This is a genomic window from Pauljensenia sp. 20925_1_34 (assembly GCF_041432775.1).
GTDB lineage: Bacteria > Actinomycetota > Actinomycetes > Actinomycetales > Actinomycetaceae > Pauljensenia.
In genome coordinates, this window is sequence record NZ_JAPWAG010000020.1 from 30,055 (window position 1) to 41,845 (window position 11,791).

The 11,791-nt window shown below is 68.1% G+C and carries 6 protein-coding genes; 2 read left to right on the top strand and 4 right to left on the bottom strand.

Features of this window, described 5'->3' with window-relative positions; genetic code table 11:
- Positions 1–23 precede the first annotated feature (23 nt).
- From O3669_RS08055 to O3669_RS08070, 4 genes are all read right to left on the bottom strand, one after another.
- Complete coding sequence (locus tag O3669_RS08055) at positions 24–2,627, bottom strand: DUF6493 family protein (RefSeq protein WP_371524310.1); 2,604 nt, start codon at positions 2,625–2,627, stop codon at positions 24–26.
- Positions 2,624–5,083: a DUF6493 family protein gene (locus O3669_RS08060; RefSeq protein ID WP_371524311.1), complete on the bottom strand. Its 2,460-nt coding sequence runs from the start codon at positions 5,081–5,083 to the stop codon at positions 2,624–2,626. Before O3669_RS08060 ends, O3669_RS08055 begins: the two co-directional genes overlap by 4 nt.
- Positions 5,080–6,474 carry an SWIM zinc finger family protein gene (locus O3669_RS08065; protein WP_371524312.1) on the bottom strand — a complete coding sequence of 465 codons (1,395 nt, stop codon included), beginning with the start codon at positions 6,472–6,474 and terminating at the stop codon, positions 5,080–5,082. Before O3669_RS08065 ends, O3669_RS08060 begins: the two co-directional genes overlap by 4 nt.
- 180 nt (positions 6,475–6,654) lie before the next feature.
- Positions 6,655–8,352, bottom strand: coding sequence for a methyltransferase (locus tag O3669_RS08070; RefSeq protein ID WP_371524313.1), 1,698 nt, complete (start codon positions 8,350–8,352; stop codon positions 6,655–6,657).
- Positions 8,353–8,429: 77 nt separating this feature from the next.
- Between O3669_RS08070 and O3669_RS08075 the strand changes: the two genes are divergently transcribed.
- Entirely contained in the window at positions 8,430–9,398 is a 969-nt protein-coding gene (locus O3669_RS08075; RefSeq protein WP_371524314.1) for a DUF808 domain-containing protein, read from the top strand.
- Positions 9,399–9,564: 166 nt separating this feature from the next.
- Positions 9,565–10,248: a superoxide dismutase gene (locus O3669_RS08080; protein WP_371524315.1), complete on the top strand. Its 684-nt coding sequence runs from the start codon at positions 9,565–9,567 to the stop codon at positions 10,246–10,248.
- Positions 10,249–11,791 lie beyond the last annotated feature (1,543 nt).

The window sequence follows — 11,791 nt, forward strand, 5'->3', positions numbered from 1 at the left end:
CACCTGAGGCACCCGTCGCTCATCTACCCCCGCTGTGCTCGGACCGCGCCGAGCGCCTCTGCCGCCTCGCGGGCGAGACCCGTCGGAGCGTCCGGCAGAGCGTCGAGCGCCCGCAGCGCCTGAGCAAGGGCGCTTGATCCTTTCATCTTGGGGCGCAGCGCCTCGGGCACGGGCACACCCATGCCGTAGTCGCCCGCGAGCGCCACCAGGGCCTCGACCAAACTGTTGGAGGCCCGCACCCCCGACAGGGAGGGCAGCAACGCCGCAATGGTCTGCGCGACGCGGTAGCCTGCCAGGGCAGAGACGGACGCACAGTCGGTGAGCGTCTGGGCAACCCGCCCGGGACCGAACCACCCGTTGCGCAGCAGGTAACCGAACTCATCAGCCATGGCCGCCGGGTCGTATCGGCCGGTGTCGGCGAGGCTCGCGATAGCCTCGGCGGTGATCGCCCGGTAGGGTGCCTGCGCGGCGGTGGACGCCCACGCCAGGGCCGAGTAGGTGGGCGCACCCGGCGCCCGCCACCCCTCCCCCAGCGCGCGCACGATCACCTCGAAGGGCGCAATCACCTGCGGGAACTTGACAAAAGCCCCCTGCAGGACAGGCATTGCGTGGGCGGCCAGAATGTCCGGGTTGTGCTGGAGGGCCCAGGCAGCCCACGCGTAGGCGACACCGCTCGCGCGATAGTCCCCGGATTCCAGGAGACGCCCGGTGAACTCGGGGGCAACCCCGGCGACGTTGGCGAGGGCACCCGCCAGCGAGTCCTCGCCGGTTGCCAGGATTTGACCGGGGATGACCCACGTCTCGTGCATATCGTCGGTCTTGTCGTAATCGCCGCGCACGACGCGAACCGGCTTCTGGTAGGGGGCACGGATGATCTGCCGCTCCCACTGCACATCCATGGGTTCGAGCGGCTCGGTCAGGATCGGGTCGAAGCGGTACGCGTCCTGACCGTTCGGCTTGTCGTAGGGCTTGTCCCCCAATGCAACACGCAGCTGCTCGTGCAGGAGACGGACCGGGCCTCTGTGCTGGTCCCACTCGCTGCCCTTGCGCCGGTAGCCGCGGAAGTGCCCCGCCTCGGGCGCGTCCTTGACCTCCACATCGTGCAGGAGGCGCGAGGCCAGGTAGGACAGCTGGTTGGCGCCCTTCCAGTTGGGGGCGCTCCGCCAGTATTTGGCGAGCAGCGCCTTGTCGGCCTCCGCCAGCTCGATGCCCCCACCGCTGATGCGCGTCAGGAGCGCGGGCAGGGCGGCACCCGCGGCCGCATCCTCGAAGAGGGCGTGCAGCGCCGCGACGACCGCGTCGTTATCGTCGGGCAGCTCGGCAACCCATTCGGCGCGCGGCAAGTCGGCGGCGGGGGCGTCCGGGAACGTCCACGAGGCCTGGGCCCCCACCCCGGTTTCGCTTCCCTGGGCGCTCGCACCGGGGGCGGCCGTACCCGCGGGCCCAGCCCCGGCCTCGTCCGCGCAGTCATCGGAAGCGTCGGGAGCTACGACGAGCGCGGCGGCCCGGTCGCGCAGGTCGAGGGGGAACTCAGCCTCAGCAACCACGTCACTGACGGCGGGGGCGCACTCGGGGTGGGCCTTGACGAGGGCGGCGAGCAGGCGCAGGTGCGCGCGCAGCAGCTTCTTCTCGGAGCGGGCGAGGACCTGGGCGCTGACCTGCACGAGCGCGTCCACCTGCTCCACCGCGAGCTCCCCGACGAGGCCGAGGAGGGCTTTGTGGGCCAGGGTGACCGTCTGCGAAGGCAGAGCACCGAGCAGGGCGATGAGGTCCGAGGCCGCCGCGAGCTTTTCCTCGCGCGTGGGTTCGAGCGCCTCCCAGGCCAGCGAGAAGGCACGGGCATTGTACGCGGAGAAGTCGCGCCGCTGGGCTGCCAGACACTCGGAGAGGATGCGGGGCCGCAGATGCGGGAGGTGCATCGCCATGTAGCAGATGAGGTCCTGGCTGTGTAGGCGCTCGAAGTCGCCGCCTGGGGCGGAGGGGTCCTCGCGGTACATCCATACAAAGAGGGCTGAGCCAGGCAGGGCTCCTTCGACGCGGAAGAGCTGCCAGAACTCGTGGTCGAGGAAGGTCGGGTTCTCCTCGAAGAAGAGTCGCGTCTCATCCGAGGTGGGGTGGGGCGCGGGAATGATCCTGCGCGCGAAGTACTCCAGGGAGGGCGCGGAGGCCAGGTACGCTCCACGCTCGGCCAGGAGGGAGCGGTAGGTGTGCCAGAAGCCAACGCCGCCGGGGCTCCCGGCGGCCTCCTCGAGCCACTCACTGCTGCGCCCAGCCGCGCCGCGCCTGTGGGCGGCGAGCAGCCGTTCCAGGTCCGCTCCCTCGCGCGGGTCACCGCCGCGGCGGCCCGACCACCGGGCACCGTAGTCGTCGCCGGCGTCATCGCTCCCGGCCAGGGCGGCGCGCAGGAACGCGCACATGCGCACCGTGTCCTCTGGGACCGCGTCCCACTCCCACTCGACGGCTGGCGGGACGAGGCGCGCGAAGGGCACGGACTTGAACAGGGAGCGCCGGTCCTTCTCCGAGGCCCCCTCCAACACCCGCTCGTAGGCGTCGATGGAGGTCTGCCCGGAGGCGAGGAGGCGCTTGAGGGCCGCCTTGCGGGCGGGGAGCGTCATCGGCGAACTCATTGACCCATCTCCTTCAGTGTGCGCGCGTACTTGGCCGCCTGTGAGGAGCCTCGGAAAAGACCAAGCCAGCCGATACACTCCTCACCGAGCGGCGGCGCCCACCCCTCGGCCTGTGCCCGCGCGTACTGCGCGGTGACGACGCCCATCAGCTGCCCGATGCCCACGCGTCCGCGCTCGAGCCCGGGAAGCAAAGCGAGCGCCAGGTCCAGCGCGAGGCGCGGATCCACATCCCCCAGATCCTCGAAGGCCTGCGCCCACCGGTTCAGTTTCACGGTGTGTGCCACGGCCGCGAAAGCGGCCACGGCCTCGTCGAAGGCGAGGTCACCGCGCGCCACCAGGGCGGCAAGGGTTTCGACGCCGAGGGCGCGCGACTCGACGTCGCGTTCGCCCATCGCCTGGCCGAGGAGCTGGGCGGACAGTGAATCCCAGCGCCCGCCGTGCTCACACAGGGCCCGATAGCAGTCAGCGGTCAGCTGCGTACTGTCAAGCACATACCACTGCGAGGCGATCAGGCAGACGGCGAAGTGACGCACCGACGCGGGGTAGAGATATCGGTGGGCAGTAAAATCACCCGAGGCGCTCGCAATATCCGCGAGCGCGCTCAGCTCAGGGCCTGTCGCGCCCGTATCTGCGCCGACGACGCGCGGGACATAGAAGGCATAGACCGGCGATCCGTCGCGCGCGACCTTGGGCTTCCCGCTGCGCGACTCATAGGCGGGGCGCCCTTCCCACGTCACGGAGAGGGAGGACAGGTAACCCTCGGCCCGTCTGCGCACCGCGCCCGTGAGCGCGAGACGGATGCGAGCCGCGGCGGGCAGCTCCGCTTCCCGCTCCTCCACAAGCGCAAGCGCGGCCGCGCAGTCCGGATGCTCGGTGTCTACGCGCAGCAGCGCCTGGGTGAGGTCTGCGGGAAGAGGCGCGGCGTCCCCGTTGTCCAGGGCACGGCGCACGAGCGTCAGGGGATTCACGGCTCCCCGGTCGTCGGTGGGCGTGGCCAGGAGGTGGTAGCGCCGTCCACGCTCGACCAGGCCCGCAACTTCGATGATGCGCTCTCGCATAAGGGTCGGCATATTTTCCGATTCCAACCAGGCGGTGCCAGCGGCCAGCGGGCTCTCAGCACCCTCCCCTCCCCCATCGAGGGCTATCTGCAGGAGAGTTCCGAGCATGCGCTCGTACCCGAATCTGCGCGTGGTCAGGCGCCGCACGAGCGGGCGCAACGATTCCAGCGCACTCGGGTCGAACTCGGGGGATGCCAGGAACGCGAGCAGCGCCTCGTATTCGAGCCCCATCTGCGCGCCCTGGGCCAGGACGCCGACCCTCCCGCTCACGTCGTCGGCGCTCATGGGAACCAGGTCGGCCACCTCCCGGGGCGGCGGCAGGAAGGCGGCGGGAGCCTGCTCGCCCGGGTCATCCTCGGGGACGAGGCCGGGGTCGGCCTGGTCGGTCGCCGCGTGCCCGGGGTCGAGGAGGTCGAGCGTGGCAACGACGAGCGGGTCCAACTCCGCGTCCGACAGGAGGCGGCCGACCACTGCGGAGTCGAGGAGGCCCGATCGCAGCGCGTCACTCGCCAAGTCGATGGCCAGAGCCTGCACCTGCGCATGCGGGAAGGAGAGGGCGACGCCGAGCAGGGGTTCGAGGTCGGTGCCCTCCACGGCGCCGAGGCCATCACGCAGGACCCCGAGCACGCGCAGGGCGTTGGCCTTGGACCCCATGAGCGCGCCCTCGCAGCTGCGTGCGAAGAGCTCCAGGTCGAGTCGCCCGGCGCGCGCTAGGGCGCTCAGCTGCCCGACCGCCAGGGTGACGGTCGCCCCGACGGGCGCGGACATGAGGGCGCACAGGGCCCCCTGGCGCGCCTCGGCCTCGTCGAGGGTCATGGACAGCATTCGCAGTGTGCGCGAATACCAACCGGCGCGCCCCGACGGTAGGTCTGCGGCGAGCATGTCGAGGAGGGCGTCGAGCAGGCGGTCACGCTCGATGAGGCCCTCGTCGATGCTGGCGGCGAGCGTTCGCGACCAGCCGGGCGTCCGCTCCGAACCCATGGTGGCAGAACGGTCGGAGGCAGACAGCGACACGCCGCGGTTGCCCTCCTGACGCAGCATCCCCCACACCAGCTCCTCGCGCAGCTCCCTATCGGCGCGCATAAGGGGCAGCTGCAGCCCGGGTTCGAGAGCGATCAGCGCCGTTAGGTACCGCTCGTCATGGTCGAGGGCCAGGTCGCCGCGCAGTTCAGCCAGACGCAAGAAGCCGATCCCCTTGAGCCAGGCACCGGTGACCCTGGAGCTGACGTCCAGGTCATAGAGCGTGGGCGGCCCCTCGTTGAGCTCGAGCATGCGCGCGTAGACCTGGTCGAGCGTCCACTCGCCTGGGTGATCTGTGATCCACAGGTGCAGCCTCCAAAAGTCAGCGCATTCCTCCAGGGTCTCGGGACGCCAGCTCTTATCCGATGTCTGACTCATTGATCCTCCTTGATCAGAGTGGAGACGGCGAGGACGTGCTTGCAGGGGCCTCGCCCTCCCCTGTGTTTCATCCACCACGGGCAGGTGCAGCGGTACTCGCCGATGGCGTAAGGGTCGGCGGGCGCCTCCACCCGGTAGCGGTTCGCGCCCGAGGACACGCGGAATCGCGCGCCCTCCTCCCGTGTAACCGCGCCGCGCTCAATGAGCGCGCGTGCCCCGGCCAGGCGCGGATGCATGGCGGTGAGCGCGTCGGGACGCACGGGCAGTGGCCGATGGAAGTAGGCCCCCTCGGTGACGTCGAAGCCAACCTGCCCGCTTGAGGCCAGGAGCGCCAGGCCCCCGGCAACCCGATCCGGGGCCAGGCCTGCGCGAGCGGCCATGAGCTCAGTGTCGATGCGCGGCTCGAAAGACAGCAGGGCGGAGAGCATGTCGGCGTCCTCCTCGACGCGCGGATCCCCCAGGGAGGCCAGGACCGCGCCCTCCCCCGAGAATCCGCGCGACTTGGCGGGGCTGAGCCCAATGGAGAGGCGCGCGCCGGGCATGCGGGCAACCCACAGGGAGGCGACCGGCTCGCTGCCCGCGTCCACGTCAGGACCGTAGGCCTCAAGACTGCTGATGTGGTGCAGGAGCGGCTCGAACACGCGCAGGCGCTCCGGCCCCGCCACGCACGCCGCCCCCGGCGCGGCCCTGGTTCCCAAGCGCAGCCCGCGCACAGCCCGACCCGCCCACATGACCGTGCCCGTCGCGCTGGACCTGGGCAGGCCTCGAACGAAGGCGCGCGCCTGCGCAGTATTCAACACGTGGAGGGGCATCATCGCCGAGGAGAGCATCTGGGTCTCCGCGAATCCCTTGAGCCAGCGCAGGGACAGGGGAACCCGCTCCTCGGTCACCTCCCCATCCAGGGTCGTGGCTGTCAGGCCCTCCGACCCCACATCCAGGTGCAGGGGCTCCCCGGCGTGCAGGGAGGCCAGGGCGGCGCGCAGCGGCTGGTTGACGTCCACATTGGTCACGCCGACCGCGCGGTGGGTGGCGTCCAGGGCCGAGGCCTGCACGTCGAGCCGGGCGTACACGCCGCAGCACACGCTGAAGGACTCAAAACGCAGGCCCTCCGCCGTGCTGGTCACAACCGGGTCGAGCATCCCGATCCGCGTCAATCCCCCACCGGGGGTGGGAACCATGCCGGGCGGCACGTAGAAGCGGGTGCGGGCCACGCGCGCGACAGCGAGCAGCCCCGCGGCCACCACGTCGGGGCGCTCCATGAAGCCCGAAAAGAAAAAGGGATGTGCAGCCTCCCCCTCGGGGGTCGAGCCTCCCGAGGTCGCCAGCTCGAGGCCACCGCCCTCGTCCAGGCGCGAGGCCGCCGCGTAGCGGTATGCGAACTCGTAGTCCATGTCGCTCCTTCGCTGAATCGTGGCGCCAGGCTAACACAGGGGTCCCACATCTGGAGTCATCCCGACTCGCACCCGCCCCCACACTCGCCAAAAGCCCGGAATAGCAACGAAAAATCGCGACTATAATGCGGGGTGCCGCGACCGATCACGGCCGCGGCACCCCGCATACAGGCAAGACGCTCAGAACGTCAGGAACCCCCAGCGGATCAGGTCGCGCAGGGGCGCCTCAACCTCGGCGCGCACATCATCAACCTCAACCGACGTGAGCATCGCGACGGCCGCCACGATCTGCCCGACCGTCAACTCCCCGTCAGAGGCTCCCACGACCGCAGACACGGCCGACGAGACCGGCACCGACCTGCCCAATCCCCCACCCTGATGCAGGATCAGCAGCTCCGGGTCGGGACTACCCGGCACGTAGTGGCGCTCCTCGCGCACATCCGAGGCCCGCGTCAGCGCCACCTCCCACAACTCCGGGGCGCGCAGGGAGGCCAGCGCCCACGCGACGTCACACCCGCGCGGGGCGTGCCCATCGAGGGACAGATCAAACGCACGCACCCCACCCGAGGCGGCCTCGGCCTCGTCGAGCCTGCGAAGCGCCACGAAACCCATACCGATCGCGCCCGTGCCCGCGCGACGGAAATCCACCAGCCACGAGGTGAACGCGCGCTCGTAGTCGGCGCGGGCCATGAGCTGGCCACCCGAGTCGCGGATCCACATGTCCACGTAGCGCGCGGGATCGAGGACGTCGCGCTGAACGACCCACGCGTCCACGGGCAGGTCTTTAAGCCACGCGTCGACGCGCTCGAACCACTGCGTATCCGGGTTGCGACTCGCGGGAATCTCCCAGTTCGCGAGCATCTGCAAGGTGCCCCCCTCGGCCAGGCACGCGGGCGCACCGCGCAGGACCGCGCGGACCAGGTTGTCGCGGTCCATGCCGCCGTCGCGATACTCGAGCAGGCCGGCCGCGCCTCGCACAGTGTCCGGCGTGATAACGAACGGCGGGTTGGACACGATCAGATCGAAGGTCTCGCCCACGACCGGCTCAAAAAGGGAGCCCTCGCGGACATCGATGACGGCCTCGTTGAGGGCCGCGTTGAACTGCGTGAGCGCGCACGCCCGCGCCGAGAGGTCGGTGGCGACGACGCGGCGCGCGTGCGTGGCCAGGTACAGGGCCTGGATGCCGCAGCCGCACCCCAGGTCGAGCGCGGAGTCAACAGACTCGCGCACGGTCATGCCCAGCAGCGTCCGCGTCGCCCCGCCGACGCCCATCACGTGATCGTCCGCCAGGGGCTTGCCGGTGCGCATCTCCCCCGGGTCCGAGGTCACCCACCAGTCGCGGTCCCCGCCGGGCAGGGTCGCCGCGTGGGGGCGCAGGTCGTACAGGGCGCTCATCCACGGGTCCGACTCCACCTCGAGCTCGGGCGCCTCCTCGTCAGGGTCGTGCATCGTCGGCAGGGTCGGCGTCTTCGGGGACGAGGCCCCCTCGCCCGCCTGCGCATCCTCACGCTTGGGCGCAAACTTGCCGCACCCGCGGGTGACGACGAGAGCGGAAGTGGCCTCGGCCTCGTCGATAGTGGCCGCGAGACCAAGGGTTTCCAGACCCGCGGCGCCCAGCGTCGGCAGGGCCGCATCCAGGGCCGAGGCGCGCTCTGGCTGGCCGAGGACGAAGAAGCGCGTGAGGGTAGCCGCCGGGTCGGTGACGCCCGCGAGCTCGACGAGGGCGGGCAGGCGCGAGTCGCGCATGAGGGCGGACAGGGCGCCGTCACTGAGCAGCGTCTCAAGGGTGTCAGTGGTCCAGCTTGCCGCGATAACGTCGAAGCGCAGGCGCGCGATGAGGTCACGATCGAGGGCAGGAACGGGTGCGGAAGTCGTCATGACTCTAGACTATCCCCGCACGTACAATGCGCGTAACGACACGAGGCCCCCATGCGAGGCCCATAGGAGGAAAACCCATGTCCGGAGGACTTGTCGCCCTACTCGACGATATCGCGACCCTCGCGAAGGTCACGGCCTCATCCATCGACGATGTTGCGGCCAACGCCGTCAAGGCCTCGTCGAAGGCGGTCGGCGTCGTCATCGACGACACGGCAGTGACTCCTCAGTACGTGTCGGGCCTGAGCCCCGAACGCGAGCTACCCATCATCGGCAAGATCGCGCGCGGCTCCCTTATTAATAAGCTGTTCATCATCCTGCCGATCGCGCTGCTGCTCACCTGGTTCGCGCCGCGAGTCCTGCCGTTCCTGCTAGTCGTGGGCGGCGCGTACCTGTGCTTCGAGGGCGGGGAGAAGGTCCTCGAGAAACTCGGCTGGCTGCCCGGCCACCACGAGGGGCACGAGGAGGGCGGCGCTGCCTCCGCCGAGGAGCTCGAGAAGTCCATCGTGTCCTCCGCGACCCGCACCGACCTGATCCTCAGCGCCGAAATCATGCTCGTGTCGATGGCGGGCCTGTCCAACGAGACCGGCGTCATGCGCGTCGCCGTCCTCATCGGGGTCGCGTTCTTCATGACGTTCTTCGTGTACGGCCTCGTCGCTCTGCTCGTGAAGGCGGACGATTTCGGCCTCCACCTGGCCAAGGGTGCCGTCAAGCCCGAGGACAACCGCCCCGGCCCCGTGGACAACATGGGCCGCACGATCGTGCGCATCATGCCCCACATCTTCAACGTCATCGGCGTCGTCGGCACGGTCGCGATGCTGTGGGTGGGCGGCCACCTGGTCATCGAAAACCTCGCCGAGGTCGGCGTCCCCGTCTTCCACCACATCCTCGAGACCGCCGAGCACGCGGTGTCCGCAGCGGGCGGCTTCGTCACCTGGCTGGTCGAGACTCTCCTGTCCGGCGTCTTCGGTGTCATTCTCGGTGCCGTCGTCGCGTGGATCGTCGTGGGCGCCTCGGCGCTCGTACGCAAGGCGCGCGGAAGGGCCTGATTTTCTTCTCTTGTCACGAGGCCGGGGCGGGTTCAAGCGGACTAGCCCCGGCCTCGTCGTTGATCGCAATCCGCGAAAGGTGACATGAAACCCCTACGCAAGTCGGGACTTAAGTACTACCCTTGGGGGTAGCAACAAAACGACGAAGACGCCCAGGAGGAGCATCATGACCGTCTACACCCTGCCCGAACTTCCCTACGATTACGCCGCCCTCGAGCCCCACATCTCCGGCCGCATCATGGAGCTGCACCACGACAAGCACCACGCCAACTACGTGGCCGGCGCGAACGCCGCCCTCGAGAAGCTGGCCGCCGCCCGCGAGTCCGGCGACTTCGCCGCGATCAACCTGTGGGAGAAGAACCTGGCCTTCAACCTGGGTGGCCACACCAACCACTCGATCTTCTGGACCAACATGACCGGCGAGGGCGCCTCGCGCCCCGAGGGTGAGCTCGGCGCCGCGATCGACGAGTTCTTCGGCTCGTTTGAGTCCTTCCAGGCTCAGTTCGCCGCCGCCGCGCTGGGCCTGCAGGGCTCCGGCTGGGCCGTCCTCGCGTGGGACACCGTCGGCAAGCGCCTCGTGACCTACCAGATGACCGACCAGCAGGGCAACATCCCCGTCGCGACCGTGCCGCTGCTCATGATCGACATGTGGGAGCACGCCTTCTACCTGGATTACCTCAACGTCAAGGCCGACTACGTCAAGGCCTGGTGGAACCTGGTGAACTGGGAGAACGTCGCCTCTCGTTTCCAGGCCGCCCGCCTGTCCTCCGGCCTGGTCAACGCCCACTCTGCGCTGACCGACCTGGGCACCCACGCGGTCGACACCGTCAAGGGCTGGTGGAAGAACTGAGCGTTCGCGTTGACGCGTCCGCGGCCGTTGTTTCTGAGCTGAGGCTCGGGCGCTGACTGTGCGGCCACCGCACGCAACGAGAGGCGGGACCCTTCGGGGTCCCGCCTCTGCTGCATCCCTGGAGGTGCAGAGGAGCAGAGCCTATGAAGGGGCAGCCAGTGAAGGGGCGGGGCCTGACAGAGGGGCCCGAAAGTGACGGAGGTAACCACCCCTCCAAAAGTCGCACGTAATTTAACGCGGTCATTTTTCGAGATAGGCCACAAACGTTGCAATTCCAACGATCGAATTTCAAACCCTAAAATACAGGCATGGGAATTACGTGCGACATTGCTGGGGAACCACTCCAAACCGCGGTCTGGCAGCTCACGAAGTATCACCAGGGCACCCCAACATCCACGTGCGGACCCTCTATTACGCACGTTGACCTGCTAATACGAGCCTGGACAGCCCCACCCACGCGCTAAATTGCGGGTTTGCATGCGATATTGCGGGTTTAGGCTCGCAACATCGGGTTCACGTGCGAACAACACACCACGATTGATACCAAATCCGCCAAAGTGCAGACCCATTGCGCCAAAACGGCCTATTTTTAACTGTTTTCACCCAATGGGTCTGCAGTTTGGCGGCAACACCACCTCGAACCGCGATCTCAGCACCTCCCCACGGGGGAAATGGCGTCATTTGAGGCGGGACCCTGCGGGGTCCCGCCTTTTTGCACCCTGCATCGATTCGCCCCCTGGCCCAGCCACCGCTAGGACCGACGACGCCAACCAGGCCGACCACACTGACGAAGCCGACCACACTGACGAGGCCCGACGGCACGCCCCCAGCATCGCGAACCTACGCTCAAAACGTCGTCCACTTCGCCCCAAACACCCCTTTTTGGACGCATCCGGCCGAGGTGGACTGCACGTTGAGCACAACACCGACAATCCACCGCACAACCCCGCCGCGCAACGGGGGGTTTTGCTACCATAGAACCCCCGTGACGGCGTGTCGCCGGCGTGTCGCACCCCTATGGTAGCAATTCCCCCCAGACAACAAGAACAAACGCGGCAACAGGGCACCGCACGCATTACACCGGTTAGGGAGCACTACACCACTATGCGGGACGCTACTGTGGTTCCTCAGAAATGTCGCACGTAATTCCCCCACACGTATTTCAAGTTTTGAAATCGCATCGTTGGAATTGCAACGTTTTGGGGGTGTCGCAGAAAGTTCGGGCACCCGAATTACGTGCGAGTTTTGGGTTGCGAGGCGCGTGGATCGAATTCCTATGTTCGGTCGTCGGTCCAACACGCTCTTCATGGTGCCCGGGACGCATCAACCCGCATGCATATCTGCGGACCCACGCACAGAATCATGGATCAACGTGCACAAACGGCGCACACACGACAGCACGACCACATGCACCAACTAAAACACCGACTTTCCCGCGCAACAAAGCCGAAAAGCCACCCTTCCAGCAACACGATTTGTCCATCCTCATAGTTGGTCCCAACCAACTAAAACACCGACTTTCCCGCACCAGAAAGCCAAAAAG

Bases quoted from the DNA above. Each gene is read 5' to 3' on its own strand.
- O3669_RS08055 (WP_371524310.1), bottom strand. From the start codon at position 2,627: ATGAGTTCGCCGATGACGCTCCCCGCCCGCAAGGCGGCCCTCAAGCGC.
- O3669_RS08060 (WP_371524311.1), bottom strand. From the start codon at position 5,083: ATGAGTCAGACATCGGATAAGAGCTGGCGTCCCGAGACCCTGGAGGAA.
- O3669_RS08065 (WP_371524312.1), bottom strand. From the start codon at position 6,474: ATGGACTACGAGTTCGCATACCGCTACGCGGCGGCCTCGCGCCTGGAC.
- O3669_RS08070 (WP_371524313.1), bottom strand. From the start codon at position 8,352: ATGACGACTTCCGCACCCGTTCCTGCCCTCGATCGTGACCTCATCGCG.
- O3669_RS08075 (WP_371524314.1), top strand. From the start codon at position 8,430: ATGTCCGGAGGACTTGTCGCCCTACTCGACGATATCGCGACCCTCGCG.
- O3669_RS08080 (WP_371524315.1), top strand. From the start codon at position 9,565: ATGACCGTCTACACCCTGCCCGAACTTCCCTACGATTACGCCGCCCTC.